Below are 19,645 nucleotides of genomic sequence, written 5' to 3'. Positions count from 1 at the left end.
GGCAGCGGCAGCCGCCGCCGCGGCGGCAGTGCCATCGTGGGGGCAGATGATCAGCACCTTAATGCCCTTGGCGATCAATGCCTCGACATTCTCTTTCTCTTTGGCCGACGAGCCTTGGCTGAAGAGGATTTCAACCTGATAGCCGGCCTGCTGCAACGCCTCGCGGAAGCGGGTCTCGTCTTGGATCCAGCGGGGTTCATCTTTGGTGGGAAGGACGATTCCGACCGCGAGTTGCTGGCTGCCGCCGGTGCTGCCACCGGTGCTGCCGCCGGTATTGCCACAGGCACTCAACAGGAAGGTCAACGCCGTCAACAACGACAACACGAACCACAGAGTCTTCTTCGACATCACAGTCCTCCTTGAACACGGCAAAGCCACACCATTGCGAACAAGGCTTCATGCAGGGAACATTCGCTGCCGGGTACACCTCCTTGTGCGCATAGCAACCGACATCCTGATGGCGCTATTGAACCATACTGGGCCGACTTTGCCTATCCCGGCTACCCTGAAAGATAGTAGGGAGTTACTCCTACTAACGAATTAGGGGTTTTCCCCTAGTGTTCTACCGAGCTACCAGCGGCTATGGTAGACTAGATACCACAGCGACATACCAACCAACCACGTTACGTCTTGGAGGTGGCGCATGATACCGCTAATGCGCACCAAGTTACAGCCGCCCGAAGTGCGACCCTCGCTTCTTGCCCGGCCACGGGTCTATGAACAGCTCCGCAATGCCTTACACAGCCGGCTGGTCTTGATCAATGCGCCTGCCGGGTATGGCAAAACATCGCTGTTAGTCGAATGGATGGAGGAAGGGCGTAAAGAGTGGTCGCACATCGGCTGGTTAAGTCTTGATACGACCGACAATGACATCCGGCGCTTATTCGCTTATCTGCTGGAGGCATTAACGAACATTCCATTGGAGCGTCGTGAGCGGTTGCGGGCCTTGATCAGCGCAGAAGTTGATCTTGACGCCGAACAGTGGTTTGCCGAAATATCAAACGATCTGGCTGAAGTTGCTGGCCCAACGGTTATTATCTTTGATGACTATCATCTGATCAATGATGGGCAGATTCATCAAGCGATCACCTTCTTAGTTGATCACCTACCCCCTCGGTGCCGGTTGATTATCGCCACCCGCAGCGATCCGCCGTTGCCGCTTGCGCGGTGGCGAGCGCGTGGGCATTTAGCCGAATTGCGCAGTTTTGATCTCGCCTTCAATCCAGAAGAGGCGGCCACCTTTTTGTTGGAAGTGATGGAATTGCCATTGAGCCGTGATCAGATCGTGACTCTGCTTGAGAGCACGGAAGGCTGGCCGGCAGGTTTACATCTTGCCGCGCTTGCCTTGCGGAGCCGACCGAATCAGAGCGAGGTAGTTGATGAATTGATTGCCAGCAACCGGTATGTCGCCGATTACTTGATCGAGGATGTGTTTAGCCGGTTGCCGGCGCACCTGCAACAATTTCTCTTGCAAACCTCGATCCTTGACCAGTTGTGCGGGCCGCTCTGCGATGCCGTGATCGGTGTGTACGAGCAGAGTATGCCAAGCAAGAGCAACCAGTCGTACAGCCAGTTGGTGTTGGCTGAAATCGAGTGCAACAACCTGTTTCTCTTCCCGCTGGATGCCGAGCGGGTGTGGTACCGGTACCATCATCTGTTTGCCGATGTCTTGCGGGATCGGCTCGAGGCAGGCAGCAGTGCCGAGTATGTCGCCATGCTCCACCGGCGGGCAGGGGCATGGTACGCGGCCCATGGCATGCTGACGCAAGCCGTCAACCATGCCTTGCGCGCGCAGGCGATCGATGATGTAGTGGCGATGCTCGAGCCGATTGGGTTAGCGTTTATTTCGCAAGTAGGGGAAGCGACCCTCCGGCGCTGGCTGCCGGAAATTCCGGAAGCGGCATTTGAAAGCCATCCACGGCTAGCATTATTGCGTGCTTGGCTGGCAACGGCTGATTATCAGGTTGAAGACGCGGCCCACTGGATTGCCGTCGCTGAACGGGCGCTTGTGGAGGTGGCAAGCGGCGCAGCGACGCCGATTGGGTTGATTGCCAATCTGCGCGGCGAATTGAGCGTAGTGCGAGTGCGGTTGGCGTTGTTGCAAGGGGATACCGAGCAGGTCATCCACGAAGGGAAGCAGGCCTTAGCGTGGTTACAGGCTGATAATCAGGCGTTGCGCATGCGGGTGGCGAAGGATTTGGGTTATGCCTACCTTGACCAACGCGATCTCGCGCGCGCCGAGCAAGCCTTCAGTGAGGCAAGCAGCAACGGGTTTAACGCCGGTTTACCCTACATTTCGGCGATGGCGACGGTTGATTACGCCTATACACTGGCGTTGCGTGGTTCGCTTGGCGCAGCGATTAGCGCCTGCCGCGATACGATCAACCAGATGTTACGGCGCAATCGCAGCCGCACCCAACCCGGCATCGGTTTGCCGTTTTTAGCGTTGGCTGATCTGCATGGATTACGGCACGAATTTGCCGGCGCGTTGCCGGCCTTGGCTGAAGCCGAGAGCGCGATTAAATCGGGCCAGACTACAAGTTACCTCAACCTCTTGATTGTGACGGCCCGCATTGCGCGCGCGCGGGGCGATACCGACGGCGCATTGCGGGTGATCCGGCAGGCGCGTTTTTTAGCTCGCCAGCGCAACGTTGGTTGGGTGCTGGTAGTGCTAGATGGGCTTGAAGCGCAGATGTTGATCGAGCGGGGTGAACTCGACGCCGCCGGCCAACTACTCGACAATCGCGTGCTCGATCCGGTGGAGTTTCGTTATATGCCGGTGGCGGCATTCTATGCCCGCGAGCATATCACCCGGGCAGGCTATGAATGGCGGCTAGCCAGTGCGCGCGCAACCGGTAACGGGGAAGCCTTGCGGGCATTGGCGGCTGAGTTGGCCCAGCCGCTAAACGGCGAGATTTGGCAGGCGTTGGTGCCGCTTGATGCTGCCTTGTTGCGCGGGATGGCCTTGGCGGCTGCCGGTGATAACGGCAGCGAGGCAATGTTGGCCGCACTTGATTTTGCGACGAGCGAGCGGATCGTGGCGCCGTTTCTCCAAGCCGGCGCGCCGTTACGACTCTTGCTAGCTCAGTTGGCAGTGCGCCAACAGCTCTCGCCCTATGGCGAATATCTGCTCTCGTTGTTTGATGACGACGAGGTAGCGCTGGTCATGCCGGCGAGTACGCCGGCGCCTGCTGCGGCGTTGCCCGACCCCCTCAGCCAGCGTGAGATAGAGGTGTTGCGCCTGATGGCGGAAGGGCGGAGCAACCACGAGATTGCTGCGACGTTGGTGATCGCGGTGAGTACGGTCAAATCACACATCAACAGCATTTTCAGCAAGTTGGGCGTCGCCTCACGCACGCAAGCAGTGGCGCGCGCAAGGCGACTAAGGTTGATTCCGTAATAGTGGAGAGCGCATCTGCACCATGTGCTCAAGATATGGAAGGAAATTGTTCGATCTGAGGGAATCCGTGTCCGAATACGCTTAGCGGCACACAATCTCGATCAGATCGCGCAGCATGGCTTGGCACGTCCCTAAGGGGCCGTCTTCGAGGCTGCTGACGGTCGAGCGTCCGGCGCTATCGCTATAGATCACGAAACCCATTTCGCCGTGGGCCAGCCGGGCGAGCGGGTGTTCGGGGCCAAGGACAGCGGGGGCTACCGATAAGGCGTAGCGTCCATCAGGCTGGCGCTCGGCGCGGGCGACCAGCGAGATACGACCGCCAGCCTGCCATGCTACGGCCAGTTCGGCAGCGGTCACGTCACGAATCCCGCGCACCGTCACATCGGCCAGCGTTGTCGGTTGGTTAAGCACCGCGTTGGCGAAGATCACCAGCTTGTTGGCGGCGTCCCAGCCATCGACATCGAGCGAAGGATCAGGTTCGACGATACCCTGCCGTTGGGCTTCGGCCAGAGCGGCGGCAAAATCGGCGCCGGCAGCCAGCTGTTCGAGGATGACCTGCGTGGTACCGTTAACAACCAGCTCGGCGCGTTCGATCTGGGCGCCGGCCAAATCGCGCCGGCCAAAATTGATGGTTGGCAAAGCGCCGCCTACCGCGCCAGAGAAACGCAAGGCCGGGCGCGAGCTACGGGGCGAAAGATCGTCGGCCCAATCGCTCAGTGCAGCTAATTCGGCAAACGCCAGCACCAACGGCCCTTTGCTCGCCAACACCGCTGGCTTGCCGCGGCGCAACGCCGCTCGCACCAGATCGAGACCGGGCTGGCCATCGCGGAGGTTGGTCGGGGTGGCTTCCAGCAACAGATCATACGCCGCTGTTTCGGCCAGCGTGATCACATCGAGATCAGGGCGAAACGACGGCAAGGCCGCCACACCCAACTTGCGCCGTTTGACATCAAGAATAGCCGGCAGATCAAGACCGCCGGGATCAAACGCCACGCCGCTCGAGTCGGCGACGCCGACGATACGCAGATGAAAGCCATACCGGCGCGGCAGCCGGTCGGGGTCAGCGACCAGCATTTCGAGGAATGTACGGCCAATATTGCCGATCCCAGTGAGAATAGCGTCGATTATATACATAAGTACTCCTATGCGACAACGATATGAGCATGTATAATATAAAGCTATATTCGATAAATTCGGATCGCGTGCGTTTATTCCCATGAGGTCTAGGCGCGGTGAATGAGGACAAAGGGTTGTCATCGCGCGGGGAATTTTTTCAGGGTCGAAAACAATGAAGACGTGTCCGGTTCCGTGCGCTTTTGTGGCGTTGCACAGCAACGATATGGCAAGCATTCGCAAGCATTTGCTTGAGGGGAATCAATGCCGTGACGCTTGGGTCGCATTAAGCAAATTGGTACAAGACGCTCGCCAGCGGAAGGATTGCCTTGAACGGGCAGCCATCTTAGCTCCTGATGACGAAGAGTTACAGATTGCGTATCTCGAAGCGCGATTAGCGGTTCAGCCCAATGATGTTTTTGCCCAGCAGCGGTTGAATGAAATTCACACGATGCGCTTATTGTCTGATGTCAAGACACCTTATTTTCACGAACAACCGAAACCGCGCTTGATCGGTGACATCTTAGTCTCGATTGGCGCCATTACCGAAGCTGAACTCCATGAGGTGCTTTCTGAACAGCGGCGGGAGAGTCTGCTGAAATCGGATCGGCGGCTTGGCCAGTTGCTGCTCAAACGAGGACTCATTACGCCATCAAAGTTAGCCAAGGCATTGATCATTCAGCAGCAAGAGCGCAGCCGGGCGCGCACAGCGCCGCAGGTGTTAGGGGAGTATCTGGTGGAGCGGGGCTACATTACCGCTGCCCAATTAGAAGATGTGCTGGCCGAGCAGATCCGGCTCGATCAGCGAGGCAAACGACTCAGCCTTGGCGAGTTGTTGGTACGGATGCGTTTGATGTCGAAGGAAAAGGTCGATCAGGCAGCGCGCGAGTACGAGAATCTCTTCTGGTCGAAGTTTAGCTAGTAAGAATGTTATTGGGCCTGCGGCAGCAATGCTGCCGCAGGCCTTTTTTTGTTGAGCCGGTCGCTTGACCGTTGTCTAACGAACGATTGAGGGGGTGTCTCTAGTCTGATATTGCTGCCGCAATGCCAAGCATCTACGCAAAGGAGACGGGCATGGTTTTACCGTTCCCTCTCGTTCTTGCTATAGGGTAAGGCGGATGAGCCAGACAGCAGCACTGTTGCTTACGGCGGCGGCAAGCATGCTACAATAAACCGGCCTATGCGGCATTGAACGCGACGTGAAACATCTTGAGACGATGATGGTTGCAGATCAACGCGCGCTTCCCCGTTCAGCAATCTGGTTAGCTGCGATTTGGCTGGCGGCGATCATTAGCATGGCTGTGCCGGGATTGCTCTGGTGGGCGCCGTGGTCATTGATAACCTCACTGCTGGCAGCGCTGAGCGGTGCGCTCCTCTTTACCCTTCCCGGTCTTGCCGTCTTGCGTTGGCTGCATCCGGGCCCGTTGCTCTGGTTTGAGCGGTTAGCGTATGCGGCGAGCCTAAGTTGCGCGGTCATCCCATTCCTGTTGTTGGTGAGCGAGCCGATCGGCTGGCGCTGGAACAGCCTTGTGGCGTGGCTGGTGATGATCATCTTTGCAGTGCTGGCCCTCTGGCCAGCGCCACAGATACGCCGGCCAGCTCGCGGCCAGCGTCGCCTCATTGGATGGATGGCAGCTCTGCTGAGCGTGGCCGCAGTAGCGGTACGCCTCTTCGCTGTGCGGGATGTGCAGGTAGGGTTGTTTGGCGACTCATACCATCACACCGTCGTTACCCAATTGTTGATCGACCATGGAGGTCTGTTTCGGTCGTGGCAGCCATACGCGCCGGCAGTGACCTTTACCTACCACTATGCATTTCATGCGATGGCGGCATGGTGGCACTGGCTGGCTGGCATTCCGGCGACGCAGGCGGTGGTATTGGTTGGGCAAGTGATGAGCAGCTTGGCAGCGCCGTTGCTCTACCTGTTGACGGCGCGGTTGACCAACTCTCGCCTGACCGGTTTATGGGCAGCGGTCGTCGTTGGGTTTCTCAGCCTCTATCCGGCCTACTACATAAATTGGGGCCGGTATACCCAACTGGCTGGGCAGACCGTCTTGCCGGCAGCAGCAATCGCGTGGATGGGATTGATCGATGGCGCATTGCAGCCGCAGCGTTCATGGCGCTCCTTGGCAGCGCCGTTAGCGGTGGCCAGCATTGCAAGCGCCGGATTAGCGTTCAGCCACTATCGGGTGGCGATCTTAGCAATCTGCTTTGTGGTGGCGTATGCGCTCGTGGCGCTGGGCCGATCAGGGCTGGTGAGCTGGCGGACGCTGGGGCGGTTGGGTGGCGCTGGCGTCTTGGGCGCGTTGGGGGCGGCGTTACTGGCGTGGCCGTGGTTATGGCGCGTGCAACAGGGCCAGATCACACGTATGGCGGTGCAAATTGTTACTACTGATATCGAGACACGCAATCCTATTGCCTTAGAAAATATCGGTGCAGCGTTTCAATATGGTCTCTTCCCGTTAGCCGCAATTGGTCTCGCCAGCCTGCTGTGGCAGCGAAAGAGCGGGGGGCTGGTACTGGCATTATGGGCCGGGCTAGCGTGGCTCGCGGCGAACCCGCAATTGCTCGGCTTGACCGGGCAAGGCTTGATTACCACCTTTGCCGTCTTGATCGGCGCCTATATGGTCATTGCGCCAGCAGCCGGCGCCGGTCTGCTGGCGCTGATGCGGTTGGTGGCGATGCTGACGCGCCAGACGCACCGGTGGATGAGCGCAACGATGATTATTCTTCACCTTGCGGTTGGCTTGGCAATGATAGGCTGGGGCGCGCACATACAAGCAACGATGGTGGATCCATACTATCAATTGGCCACACCCGCCGACCTAAAGGCTGCCGAGTGGATCCGCGACAATCTACCGCGGGATGCCGCCATTTTCGTGAACGGATTTCCTGCCTACGGCGGGTATGTGTATGCCGGCAACGATGGCGGATGGTGGCTGACCTTTCTCACCGGACGCCGCACCAACCTCTTGCCGATGGCCGTGGGGTTTGAGGCGACTGATCCGCCGAATATGCTGCGGCTGATCGCCGAACAACATCGAGCTATTCAGCGCTACCCCATCGGCAGCGCCCAAGCTGCGGATGTGTTGCGCGCATTAGGGTTTCGCTATCTCTACAATGGCCCGGCGGCCAATCCATCTGGTGAGTATCTCGACCCGGTACAGATCGATGCTGCGCCATTCTACGAGTTAATCTACCGCCAAGACGGCGTGAGTATATGGAGAATTCGCTAGTGCGCTTGGCAGTTGTTGGCCCAACCTATCCGTTTCGCGGCGGGATCGCGCATTATACGACGCTGCTGGTGCGTTATTTGCGCGCCGCCGGCCATACCACGTTCTTCTATTCCTTCACCCGCCAATATCCGGCGTGGCTCTTTCCCGGTCGGAGCGACCGCGATCCGAGCAGTGCGCCGCTACGGGTTGATTGTGAATACTTGCTCGATCCGATGAACCCGTTGACGTGGTGGCGTCTGGTGCGGCGTGTGCGGGCTGATCGGCCTGATCTGCTGCTCTTGCAATGGTGGGTGCCGTATTGGACGCCGAGCCTGACGGTGATTTCGAGCTTGCTCAAGCGCCCGCCGGCAACCAAGATCGCGATGATTTGCCATAACGTGTTACCGCATGACGGCGGCGGCGTGATCGACCGGCGGTTGGCACTGACGGTGCTGCGGCGCGTGGATGCATTGCTCGTGCATAGTGATCTCGACCTTTACCGTGCGCGGGCATTGCTGCCACAGGCAAAAATTCTCAAAGCATTTCTCCCCACCTATGAGCCAGTAGTTCAGGAGGTGACTGCTGCTGTCTCGTCTTCCTTGCGCACGGAATGGCAAGTGCCTAACCACCGCCGGCTGTTGCTCTTTTTCGGCTTTGTGCGGCCATACAAGGGCCTAGAGTATCTGATACAGGCAATGGCGCACGTGCGGGCGCAGATTGATGCGCATTTATTGGTCGTGGGAGAGATTTGGGGGTCGTTAACCTACTATCAGCGGTATGCGGCTGAATTTGGGGTGGCTGATGCAATCACATTTATAAATCGTTATGTGCCGAACGAAGAGTTGCCACCGATCTTTGCGGCAGCCGATGTCGTCGTATTGCCCTACATTTCGGCTACGCAGAGCGGAGTTGCGCAACTAGCGTTTGGGTTTGGCAAGCCGGTGATTACAACAAATGTCGGTGGCTTGCCTGAAGTGGTGCAGGATGGGGTTAACGGCCTGATTGTGCCGCCACAAGATGCTACGGCACTAGCGCGCGCGATTGTACGCTATTTCCAAGAGGATCTCGGCCCAATCTTGACCGCGAATGTGCAAGCCGCCACTGCCGAGCGAGCCGAGTCGTGGCCACGATTGGTAGCGATTATTACTGAACTAGCGCGTGATTTGCAAGGAGCGGTCAAGTAGTGCGGGTTGTCTTTCTGTTGCCAATGGGGATTGACCGGCCATCGGGCCGGCGCTATCTCAACATTGCCCGTGGCCTCGTCCGGCATGGTATGCAGGTGCGGTTGCTGGCGCTCCATCCCGATTTTGCGACATGCGCTCAGCGCCGCTTCGTTGTTGATGGGGTTGAAGTCTGGTATGTCGGCCAGATGCATGCCCGTAAGGTTGGCAACGTGCCGGTGCGGTTTAGCCCATGGCAATTGCTGCTGGTGGTGGCGCAGGCAACGCTCGGTATGATCTGGGGGGTGTTGTGCTCTCCGGCTGATTGGTATCATCTCGGAAAGCCACAGCCGATTAATGGTATGGCAGCATTGCTCGCAGTGCGCCTGCTGCGCCGCCGGCCTTTGTTAGTCGATTGCGATGACGATGAAGTAACCGCCAACCGGTTGACCGCTGGGTGGCAACGAGCGGTGTTTGCCTTCTGGCAGTGGCTACTACCGCGGATAGCAGTTGGCTTGACCGTGAATACCCGTTATTTAGCTGAGCGGATGGCGCGCGCCGGGCAACCGTGCGTGATTGTGCCGAATGGGGTGGATAGCCGTCATTTTACGGCGCCGCCGGTGGCGATTCGCGCGGCGTTGGCGGCGGCGTTGGGGGTGGCTGACCGGCCAGTAATTGCCTATGCCGGTACGCTGGCGCTACATAACCATCCAGTTGATTTGCTGTTCGCGGCGTTTGGGCAGGTCGCTGAGCGGTATCCGGCTGCTAAGCTCTTGCTGATCGGCGGCGGCGAAGATTTGCCGTTGCTCCAAGCATATACGGCCCAGCAACCGTGGCGTGATCGGGTCATCTTCACTGGCCATGTCCCGTATCCGATGGTGCGCGTGTTGTTGTCGCTCGCCGATGTAAGTGTTGATCCTGTGCGTAATGACTCAGTGGCGCTGGCTCGTTCACCGTTGAAGATCATCGAGAGTCTGTCAGTAGGTGTGCCGGTCATTACCGGCGATGTGGGTGATCGGGCTGAGATGTTAGCTTTTGGCGCAGCAGGGGTCGTAGTGCCACCCGGTAACGCCAAGGCGCTAGCGAACGCGATCGAGGAACTGCTGAACGATCCGGCGCGCCGTGCAGTCATGGCGGCGGCAGCGGTTGCGCAGGCCCGGCGGTATGACTGGGATCGGCTGGCTGAGCGGTGGATGGCGATTTACGATGCGGTGTAGATTGCATCAAAACCCTGTGGGGCCGGTTTAGTAAGCGTTGCATGGAGTGCGGCAGTTTGACTGCCGTACTCCATAGTACACCTAGTAGGGCAACTTGCTAGTTGCCCCTACTGACCGGGAATGAAAATCACGTACAGCGCGCGATATTCGCTCAACATCCCTTGTGCTTGCCGATTGCCAACAAAATAGATGCTGGCATCGAGCAACACGGCATCGGGAAAGACTTGGGCCTCGGGGGGCAGCGGTGTGCGGCTCCACGCATCGGCGGCAATATCGTAGGTCAGCCCTTCGCGGCGCTCACCATCAAACACGAGCAGGGTGCTTGATAACGCAATGGTCGCGGGCCGGGCGATCGGTTGCGGCAGTGGCGCGATGGCAATCCAACGCCGGCTGGGATCGGTGCTTGGTTCAAGCCGCGCACTCTCACGCAGCGGGCCGTTGACGCCTTCGCCACCGATAATATACAGGCGACCGCCGGCGATGGCTGCGCCGGCATTGCGACGTGATTGGGGCAAGGCTGGCCCCGTCTCCCACCGGTCAAGAATGGGGTCGTAGATAAACACTTCATTGCGGATCGATGCGCCATCCCAGCCGCCAATCAAGTATAACTGTCCTTCCCATGCCGCTAGCGTATAGCGGCTGCGTGGCGCCGGCAAGGCTGCGCCGGTATACCAGCGTTGTTCGCGCGGGTCATAGATCTCGAGCCGGTCGATCACGGCGCCGGTGCTATCTTCGCCACCGGGGACGAAGATCAAGCCTCGCAACGTGATGGCGCGCGCATAGCTCACAGCGGTCGGTTTATCGGTCAACGTCACCCAGCGGTTGGTCTCAGGATCGTAACGATCGACTGTAGCAACGGTGCTACCATCGCGTTGCCCGCCGATCACATACAACCGGCGTTCAAGGTCATAGCCGGTGAGGGCGAAATTATCACGCGGATCGTTAAGCGGTTGGCGGGTAAACCAGCGTTGTTCGGGGTTGAGATGTGATGTGGCGGTTAGATTTGTGGTTGGTGATGGGTTGCTCGTGGGACGCGCATTCGCTACGAAGAGCGTAATGATGATCACCAACACCGCAGTGAGACCAATCAGCCAAGGGAAGATGCGGGGAACGTACCGGGAAGCAGGGGTTTGCACCGTTACCATTGCTGGTACGTCTTGCCCGGCGATAGGAGGGTTTGGCGCAGGCGCTTGCGGAGGCAAGGTTGCAGGTAGTGCTGATTCTGAGAGCGTCGCTGGCGCGATGCCCGGTGCTTGTGTAGCTGGCTCGCTCGGAGGGGTTGGTGTCTGGGTGGGAACCTCTGGTTGGGGCGTGCTAGACGGCATTGGTTCGAGCGCCGGCGCCGTTTCATCGGTGGGCGCAAGACCTGCTTCCCCCACCGTCACGATCCCGGTGCGGATAGCATATATCGTGGCCTCAGTCCGCGATTCGACGCCGATCTTGGCGAAGATATTGCGTAGATGGACCTTGACCGTATTGACGCTAATATTCAATGCGATTGCAATCTGCTGGTTGGTAGCGCCAGTCGCGACCAGTCGCAGAATTTCGCGCTCGCGTTCGCTGATTGGGCTTTCGTTCGTCATAATGACATGAGTGATAACTTCGCCGCTTTGCGTTGATCATAACACATGCATCAGCGCCGCAGTGCGAGCGGGAAGTAAGGCGTTGATCGCGCAGCAGCGGTTTGGACGCTGTGACAGCGTGCAAGCCTTCTCGTATAATGAGGCAATATCATTCTCGCATTTCAGACATGCCACTATGATTGTACGCCGGTTGCACCTCACAGTCCTGCTCAGCCTAATATCGGTCTGCTTATTGGCCGTGCAGATCGCGTCATTTCGCGTAGCGATGGCGCAACCGACAGTTTCGCTCGAACTGGGCTCCCCCTTTGCTGGGCAATACGTTGTAGGCCAGTGGTTTCCGTTGCGGGTGACACTGCGCAATCAAGGTCTGTCGGCAGCTACGGTTACGGTGACGGCGACGCCAGCGGACAGTACGATCCAGTATGCGCGCACGCTGCGGTTAGCTGCGCAAACGCAACAATCGCTGTGGCTATACGTCTTTCTGGCCCAGCCGGCGCGCGCCGTGTTTGTTACGCTCGCTATCGATGGCGTCATTGTTGACCGGCAAGAGGTGGCGCTGCTGCTGCGACCAGTAGAACGGATGCGCGCAGTAGTAGGCGCCTCACCGGTAACACGTGATCTGTTTGCTGCCGGCAGCTTACAGGTAGCCAATCTGCCGGATCATCACCTTGGTCTGAGCAACCTAAGCGTATTAGCCTTGTTTGATCTAGATGGGCCGTTGCTGGCGGCGCAACAAACCGCGCTGTTGGCGTGGGTCTACAATGGCGGCCATCTGATTATCGGCGGCGGGCCAGCCGCAATTGCGCTGCAAGCAGCACTGCCGCCGGCGTTGCAAGCCGCGACGATCACTGGCGCTGCCGTCATCGATCGCGAACCAGTAGTTACCCTTGGTAAATCGTCGTTGCATACGCCATTGCTGGGCGTGAAGCTGGCGCCGGTAACCGGAGCGCAGTACCGCGGCGATCCGGCGGCGCCGGCGTGGGTGGAATATGCGGTTGGCCGCGGTCGCGTGACCCAACTCGCGTTTGCACCGGAAGCGCTGGCCGATTGGGCCGGTCGTGAGCAATTCTGGACGGCGCTGGCGCAGCCGGTGTTGTTTGTGTCAACGCCAGATGGCGTGAGCGCCCAAATGACGCCTTGGCAGCTCCAGATGCTTGCCCCGGCGCTCGGTGCGTTGCCGCAGATCGCTATCCCGGCGTTTGCCCAAGGTTTGACGGCGCTTACGTGGTATGCGGTTGCGATGGTGTTGCTGGCGCTAGGATTTTGGCGTTGGCGGCGCGTTGTGCCGGCGGTTAGCTTACTGGTTATTGCCCTCATTAGTACCGGTGTAGGGTTGTGGTGGGCCAACGCGAATGCTACCCCGGCGTATAGTGCTTTACGGATGACCTTGATCGAGGTGATCGATGGTGAACGAGCGCAAGCGCAGACGATCAGCGTGATGCTGTCGGCAATGCCGCGGACGGAAACAATGGTGTTTACTGAGCCGGTGATTACTCGCCCATTCGTGATTGCTAGCAACGATGGTTCACTGGCGGGCGGGAGTGATCGCTTTGCGCAGATGACGACCCAGCTAGAGCGGCAGTTAGCGCCATGGCAAACGCAGGCTTGGTGGACAACGGCAATCATTCCTGCGCCGGCATTGCGGGCGACGTTGGTGGTTGATCAAGGGCGGTTGCGAGTTGATTTGCAGAATGATAGCCAGTATACCTTGCGCGATGTTTTCGTCGTGTATGGTGATCAGTTGTTGTTCTTTGGCACACTGCGCCCCGGCGAGCGCTCGGTCGCGCGCTGGCCGGCGTTATTTACCCCCGCTGCTGCTGGTCTGTCCCTCGGTCAATTAGTGATCAAGGATTTGCAGGATAATGGCTTGCTGATAGATGGCGAAATGGAGAAGGCGACGCAAATCCGGACTGCCTTGGTCGATGCGGCGGTGGCAGCGTTGCCCACGCGCTTTGATCCGGGGCCGTTTGTGCTGGCATGGCTGGATCGCGATCCAACTGTGCCGGTACAACCCACGATTGGATCGGTTGAAACGCTCTTCGTCATGCGACCGCCGATTCGGGGGCAGGGTGAACTTTCTCTGCCAGTGGGATGGTTGCGCCTTGATCCTGCCGGCTCTAAAGTATCTCTATGCCTCAATGGGCAAGGTGTGCAGTTGAGCGGCGAGACAGCCGAGATCCATCTGCGCTTGCCGCCGGATCTGTCGTTGCTACAGGCTAGTGTCATACAGGTACGGCTTAGGCCAGCGGACGCCACGAGCAATGTGAACCTCTCCCTGCGTGCTTACAATTGGGCAACCGGGGCGTGGGATGCCGTCGCCTTCAATCCTCTGTCGACTATGACGATGACTGATGCTGAAGCGTATCTGAGTCTCGGCGAGGTGCGGCTCCGGCTCAGCGGTGGGCTAGATCGACTAGGTTGCGTCGTCGCGGTGGGTGGGGTGCAGGGAGTGTTGCCATGAGAGCAGCGTTAGGCGAAGAGTGGCAGCGACTTATCCGGCGGCGCCGTATTGTGCTGCTCTTTATCAGCACCGTGTTGGTAATGTTGCTGACTGCGCAGGGAACGGGACGACTGGCAGGAATGGCGACTCTGGCTGCCTTGCCGCTCTTGAATGCACAAATTGGCCGGCTCTTTGCCACGAGTCTCTGTTTGGCGTTGCAGGGATGGGTGATGCTGCTTTCTCCCCTGTTAGCGGTGAGTGCCTATACGGTTGGGTTACAGTCAAAGATGAACTTGACCGTCTTGGTGGCTCGCTTGCTCGTGGTGTGGGCCGTGATAATCCTTGGCATCATTCTTACCTGGCCCTTCTTTAGCTTGCTGCCACTTTTTGGCAGTCTGAGCTTGCCTGAGATCGGGTGGGCGTTTGCCGTGATTGTCGTGACGGCGTTGCTCAGCAGTGCGTATGGGTTGTGTTGGGTGACGGTGATGCGTACTCCGCCGGCCGCGTTGTTCTTGGCGTATAGTGTGTTGGTGATGTGGTTGGTCGCCGGGGTGTTGATTGCAGTTTGGGATACGCAACCTACCTCACTGGTTATCGTCGCCGTTGCATTCAACCCGTCCGCGGCGTTGCTGGCACCGCTGGCGCCGGCTTTCCCCCCCGATGGGCCGATTGCCGCTGATTTGCAGAACTTGCTGCGATTTACCCACGGCGTGGTTGATCGGGCGACGCCGCTCTACCGGCTCTATATCGCCGGGAGCGGGTTGCTCATCTTGGGGTTGATCGGTATCGCGAGCTTTGCTGTTCGCCCGCAGCCGCGCCGTTGGCAGCGGTTTGATACGATCTTCAGCATCGTGTGCGTGATCTATCTGGCAGCACTCTTCTATTGGCGCGATTGGTGGAGCGTGGTGTTGTGGTAGGAACGTGATAGGAAACTTCAGAGAACAAAGAGCGTGCTCTGTTATCACCTCCGTTCAGGTGCAACCCGATAAATCACCACACCCCCTTCGGCAAACGCCACCTCGTAGCCGGGCCGGTCAGCAAAGAGTTCGGAACGCAGCGGCCCCTTGAGTGAAGTGTAGATGTAGTCGATCTGCTCAGTGGCAATCAAGCGATCGAGGTCGATCGCTTGCCCGTTCCCGAAGTCGATGATCTGTTGGCTGCGTTGGCGCGCAGCCTGTACCGACGCCGCATCGCCATACGTAAACAGCGCTGGCGGCGTACTCGTCCACCTCCCGGTGAGCGGCATGATCCACCAGCCGCCGTCGTTGCCGCGGGCGACTCCCGGCAGCCACGGCGCGGCGTTGATCAAGAAGCGGGCCGTGGGTGGAGTGTGGTCAGCCACCCACGCGATTGCCTGCCGGTCGGCAGCCGTCGCTAGGACAGTAACAGGGTTGACGATGGCGCGTTGTTGATTGGATCCCCACAGCGTCAGCCCCAGAAGTACCACTGCACCGGTGATCTGCCGCCAGCGGCGCTGGGCCGGCCAGATCAATGCCACCCCGCCGCCGATCAGACTGCTGAGGGGGAGGAAGAGACTGATCGCGGCGATGTCCACCGGCAACAGCCAGAGGAAGGGCAAGCGCACGGTCGCCGGGTTGATCGCCAGCAAGAGCAAGCCTACGCCGCTCCACAGCCATTTGCGCTGCGTGAGGCTGTAAAGCAGGATGGCGAGACCAGCCGGCGGCGCGAGATAGCTGACTAGCCACGGGTTGGTAAGCACTGCCAACCCACCCACCCAGAGCATCAGCACCGCAGCGGCGGCTTGCCGGCGGGCCACGCCGATGGCGCTGCCGATCAAGGCCAGCGCTACCAGCCATTCGTTTGGGCCGATCCACATCAGATCGTAGTTGAGCTGGGCATACGAGCCGCCGGTGGTGAGGCTTTGGGCGCCGGCAGCAGCGGGCGCCAGCACCCGGCGCAGCAGCAGCCACCACCATGGTGCAGCTAATGCCACCGCAGCGATACCGGCCAGCAGCGCCTGCATTGCTTGCGCAATGATGGTGTGCCGCGATTGGCGCAAGCTCCATACGATGCTCTGCGCCGCGAGCAGCGCACCGCCGAAGACGAAGATGCGCATGTGAACGAGGCTTAACCCGGCGGTGATCAGCGCCGCCAGTGCCAGCCAACTGGCGCGTTCACAACGGTGGGTGCTGTCAAGCCACTGTTGCCACGCAATCGCCAGCGCTGCCAGCAGTAACAAGCCGGTCAGTTGGGTGTAGCGGCCCCACGACACATAATACGCCGGCATCCACGAGATGCAGCCAACGACGGCGGCGGCCACGACTGCTGCGCTAGACCGCCGCCACCAGAGCAGCGCCAGCGCTGCCGCGGTCACGTTCTGCAACCAGTTGAGCAACTGCCCGCTCCAGAGCATCACGTCGGGCAATGCACCGCCGCTCAGTTGCCAAGCCGCCGCGATCACCACGTGGTAGCCCCAGTGGTAGGGCATCTCGACCACCGGCAGGTAAGGGGTGAGTGTCCACGGCGCGCGCCCAGTTTCGGCGGCGACACGCACCATCAGCGCGTGATGCACCGAATCGACCCACGCCGGCAGGGCGAGATTGGCGATCTGTTCGGCCCGCAGCCACGCGCCGATTGCTAGCACCACCGCCAGCAGCCACGTTGCGGCGGATGGCCGGCCTTGCACACTGGCAAGATCGCGCCACGCCGCCCCCATTGCCGCTAGTGCCAGCAGGATGGCGCCAGTCGTCAGGGCGAAAGCCGGCAATGACCCGCCCACCGCCGTGACCCACAGGTACCCAAGCGGCACAAGGCTCAGGCTGATGCCCGCCCAAAGCGCGATCCGCAACAGCCACGGCGGGCGCGGGCCGGGCAAGCTGCATTCGAGCAAGTATCCCGGAGCGATCAGCCACAAGCCAGTCGCTAACAGCACCCGTCCGGCGGGGAACAAGGCCACCATCGCCGCCAGCAGCAATCCGCTCAGCAACCAGCGCCGGCCATCGCTGAGAGCGGCGAGCGGATGATGCGTGACGGGATTAGAGAGCATTGTCGTTGGGCGAACGTCGTGCTCGTTCACCGCACCAGCCAAAAGATCACCCCAACGACCACGATCGCAATCACCAGCAACAGCGCCAGCAGCTTGGCCTGTTCAACCGAACGGCGACGGGCCAGCAGCGGGCGCGCTTCAGGGGCGTAGGGTACGTTGGGCAGTTCGCTAAGAAAGATCGCGCCGAGCGCCGCTGGGTTCGTGAACAGGGTTTTGAAGAAGGTTGTGATCAAATCGCGGGCAGTGATTAGCGGTGGCGCCCAATAGGCCTCTTCCCGTGTGAGTGGCCGTCCGGTGAGCGAGCAACGTAGTTCGGTGGCGGTCTCGTCGTTGCGCGATGGCATAAAGCACCTCGGTGTGTGTCACCCCGCCGGTAGGGACAGAGCAGCGCTCTATTCCTTCCCAATCCGGCGGACGAAACGCTCAATCCGTTCCAATGCCTCTTCGATCTTGTTCATCGCGGTGGCGTAACAGGCGCGCACGTAACCGGCCCCGCTCGGCCCGAAGGCATCGCCGGGAACGACAGCTACCTGTTCGCTGTGCAGCAACTGCTCGCAGAACGCTTCGCTGCTCAGACCGAGATGGCTGATCTGCGGGAAGGCGTAGAAAGCGCCTTGCGGCTCGAAGGTGGGCAGGCCGATGCTGTTGAGACCAGCCACGATCACTTTGCGGCGGCGGTCGTACTCGCGTACCATCTCCTGCACCGCCTCATCGCCGTGCAAGATGGCTTCAAGGCCGGCGTACTGGCTCATGGTCGGGGCCGACATAATTGCGTACTGGTGGAACTTGCGCACTGCGGCGGTGATTTCAGCCGGAGCGGCTAGCCAGCCGAGCCGCCAGCCGGTCATGGCGTAGGCTTTCGAGAAGCCGCCGAGCAGTACGGTGCGCTCGCGCATGCCGGGCAGCGCCGCGAAGCAGGTATGCTCGACGCCGTAGACCAGCCGGTCGTAGATCTCATCAGAGATGACGATCAGGTCGTGGCGTTCGGCCACTGCCGCCACTTCCAACAGCCGTTCGCGGCTGAGCACGGCGCCAGTCGGGTTGTTGGGATAGCCGATCAAGATCGCTTTGGTACTTGGCGTGACCGCTGCCTCTAGCGCCGCGCCGGTCACTTGAAAGCCGTCGGCGACGCTGGTCGGCACGTAGACGACGCGCGCATCGGCGAAGGTGACGCATGCCGGGTAAGCGACAAAGCACGGTTCCGGCATCAGCACTTCGTCGCCGGGGTCGAGCAAGGCCAGTGCTGCGCCGAGCATCGCTTCGCTGACGCCGACGGTGATCAGCAACTCGGTTTCGGGGTCGTACTGCACGCCATAGCGGCGGTTGAGGTGCTCGGCCAGCGCGACGCGCAGTTCGAGCAGGCCAGAGTTAGAGGTATAAGCGGTGGTGCGGTCAATTGAGGCTTGGCCGGCGGCGCGAATCTGCTCCGGCGTGATAAAATCAGGCTCGCCGACACCGAGTGAGATCACGTCGGGCATGGTGGCGGCGATGTCGAAGAAGCGGCGAATGCCCGATGGCGGAACGGCGCGGATGCGCCGCGCAATGCGCTGGCTGGTCATAGAGGCTCTCCTTAGTGGTATCGTGGCTGAGCGCCATTGCTCAGCGATTTCTATCTTACCATGAGACGTTCTGCCTTACGTTGGTTGCATTGGGTGACGCTCGGCGCGCTGGCTGGTTTGCTGGCGCTCTACCTTTGGTATGCCGCCGAGCACGTTCGGTTGTTGCTCGCTTTCCCTTTCCCGCTCGATTATGGCGAAGGGCCGCTGTTGGCGCAGGTGAGCCGCTTGGCCGGCGGTGAACCATTCTGGAGTTTATACGCCGATCCGGCCCAAGCGCCGTTTTTGATTGTCAATTATCCGCCGCTGTACCTCTTGCTGAGCGCCGGGATGTCATGGCTCACCGGCGCACCGCTAGCGGCGGGGAGGCTGGTGGCGTTGTTTGGCGCGCTGGCGAGTGCCGCAGCGCTGGCGGCGCTGATTGGGAAGCGCGGGGTTTGGCTGGCGCTGCTTTGGCTGGCTGTGCCGGTAGTGCGCGAGTGGATGCCGCTGATGCGGGTGGATTTGCTCGGCGTAGCGCTGGGGTTGTGGGCAGTGTGGGTGGCCGGCCACGAGCGGCTGCCGCCGATCTGGCGCGGCGCGCTGGCTGGTCTCTTGGCGGTTGGCTGCCTCTTGACCAAGCCGTCGCTGATCGCGGGGCCACTGGCCGCTGGTATGCTCCTGCTCGCCGGATGGATCCGGCTCCATTCCCACCCTGAATCGCATGCTCGTCGCCCCTTGCTGGCGTTTCTCGCGACGGCGGCGCTGGCCGGCGGCGGGGTCGTGGCAGGGTTGGCATGGGTGACGCAGGGGTGGTTTTTGCTGCATGTGGTGGCGGCCAACGCCAACCGCTGGGAACTGGGGCTGGTAGTTGAGTTTTGGCGGCAGCAATTAGCCTTGCGCTGGCCGTTGCTGCTTACGGCGCTGATCGGTGCGGCGGTGGCGTGGCGCGCCGGGCAGCGGGCGGCCCTGATC

At 60.1% G+C, this 19,645-nt stretch carries 13 protein-coding genes and 1 pseudogene; 8 read left to right on the top strand and 6 right to left on the bottom strand.

What is annotated here, in order from left to right; all coding sequences use genetic code 11:
- Nucleotides 1-348: substrate-binding domain-containing protein (locus U9R81_RS10495; RefSeq protein WP_322495410.1), on the bottom strand; the 348-nt coding region annotated here is incomplete at its 3' end.
- Between the two features lie 307 nt (nt 349-655).
- Between U9R81_RS10495 and U9R81_RS10490 the strand changes: the two genes are divergently transcribed.
- Nucleotides 656-3,400: a LuxR C-terminal-related transcriptional regulator gene (locus U9R81_RS10490; RefSeq protein ID WP_322495409.1), complete on the top strand. Its 2,745-nt coding sequence runs from the start codon at nt 656-658 to the stop codon at nt 3,398-3,400.
- A gap of 81 nt (nt 3,401-3,481) precedes the next feature.
- Here the strand turns inward: U9R81_RS10490 and U9R81_RS10485 are convergent, their stop codons facing one another.
- On the bottom strand, nt 3,482-4,534 hold the full coding sequence (locus U9R81_RS10485; protein WP_322495408.1) for a homoserine dehydrogenase: 1,053 nt from the start codon (nt 4,532-4,534) through the stop codon (nt 3,482-3,484).
- A gap of 205 nt (nt 4,535-4,739) precedes the next feature.
- On the opposite strand from U9R81_RS10485, the gene U9R81_RS10480 reads away from it, so the two are divergent.
- The 4 genes from U9R81_RS10480 to U9R81_RS10465 all read left to right on the top strand — a co-directional run bounded on the left by U9R81_RS10480 (nt 4,740) and on the right by U9R81_RS10465 (nt 10,105).
- A complete protein-coding gene (locus U9R81_RS10480; RefSeq protein ID WP_322495407.1) occupies nt 4,740-5,435 on the top strand; it encodes a hypothetical protein in 696 nt (231 codons plus the stop codon).
- A gap of 277 nt (nt 5,436-5,712) precedes the next feature.
- Entirely contained in the window at nt 5,713-7,749 is a 2,037-nt protein-coding gene (locus U9R81_RS10475) for a DUF6541 family protein (protein WP_322495406.1), read from the top strand.
- Nucleotides 7,734-8,912, top strand: coding sequence for a glycosyltransferase (locus tag U9R81_RS10470; RefSeq protein ID WP_322495405.1), 1,179 nt, complete (start codon nt 7,734-7,736; stop codon nt 8,910-8,912). The genes U9R81_RS10475 and U9R81_RS10470 overlap by 16 nt, the downstream gene beginning before the upstream one ends.
- On the top strand, nt 8,912-10,105 hold the full coding sequence (locus U9R81_RS10465; RefSeq protein WP_322495404.1) for a glycosyltransferase family 4 protein: 1,194 nt from the start codon (nt 8,912-8,914) through the stop codon (nt 10,103-10,105). The genes U9R81_RS10470 and U9R81_RS10465 overlap by 1 nt, the downstream gene beginning before the upstream one ends.
- Before the next feature lie 107 nt (nt 10,106-10,212).
- On the opposite strand, the gene U9R81_RS10460 is transcribed toward U9R81_RS10465, so the two are convergent.
- Nucleotides 10,213-11,688, bottom strand: coding sequence for a LuxR C-terminal-related transcriptional regulator (locus tag U9R81_RS10460; RefSeq protein WP_322495403.1), 1,476 nt, complete (start codon nt 11,686-11,688; stop codon nt 10,213-10,215).
- Nucleotides 11,689-11,863: 175 nt separating this feature from the next.
- On the opposite strand from U9R81_RS10460, the gene U9R81_RS10455 reads away from it, so the two are divergent.
- Both U9R81_RS10455 and U9R81_RS10450 read left to right on the top strand, forming a co-directional pair.
- Nucleotides 11,864-14,149 carry a hypothetical protein gene (locus tag U9R81_RS10455; RefSeq protein ID WP_322495402.1) on the top strand — a complete coding sequence of 762 codons (2,286 nt, stop codon included), beginning with the start codon at nt 11,864-11,866 and terminating at the stop codon, nt 14,147-14,149.
- Nucleotides 14,146-15,045, top strand: coding sequence for a hypothetical protein (locus U9R81_RS10450; RefSeq protein WP_322495401.1), 900 nt, complete (start codon nt 14,146-14,148; stop codon nt 15,043-15,045). Before U9R81_RS10455 ends, U9R81_RS10450 begins: the two co-directional genes overlap by 4 nt.
- A 44-nt stretch (nt 15,046-15,089) precedes the next feature.
- Here the strand turns inward: U9R81_RS10450 and U9R81_RS10445 are convergent, their stop codons facing one another.
- The 3 genes from U9R81_RS10445 to U9R81_RS10435 are packed head-to-tail and all read right to left on the bottom strand — an operon-like array spanning nt 15,090 to nt 18,694.
- On the bottom strand, nt 15,090-17,165 hold the full coding sequence (locus U9R81_RS10445; protein WP_322495400.1) for a hypothetical protein: 2,076 nt from the start codon (nt 17,163-17,165) through the stop codon (nt 15,090-15,092).
- Nucleotides 17,162-17,479: a hypothetical protein gene (locus tag U9R81_RS10440; protein WP_322495399.1), complete on the bottom strand. Its 318-nt coding sequence runs from the start codon at nt 17,477-17,479 to the stop codon at nt 17,162-17,164. The genes U9R81_RS10445 and U9R81_RS10440 overlap by 4 nt, the downstream gene beginning before the upstream one ends.
- 48 nt (nt 17,480-17,527) lie before the next feature.
- Nucleotides 17,528-18,694: an aminotransferase class I/II-fold pyridoxal phosphate-dependent enzyme gene (locus U9R81_RS10435; RefSeq protein WP_322495398.1), complete on the bottom strand. Its 1,167-nt coding sequence runs from the start codon at nt 18,692-18,694 to the stop codon at nt 17,528-17,530.
- A gap of 60 nt (nt 18,695-18,754) precedes the next feature.
- Between U9R81_RS10435 and U9R81_RS10430 the strand changes: the two are divergent.
- Nucleotides 18,755-19,645: pseudogene (locus U9R81_RS10430) on the top strand (hypothetical protein); the annotation flags it as partial.

This window comes from Chloroflexus sp. (genome assembly GCF_034435895.1).
Classification (GTDB): domain Bacteria; phylum Chloroflexota; class Chloroflexia; order Chloroflexales; family Chloroflexaceae; genus Chloroflexus.
This window is presented reverse-complemented; position numbering and strand designations above follow the sequence as displayed.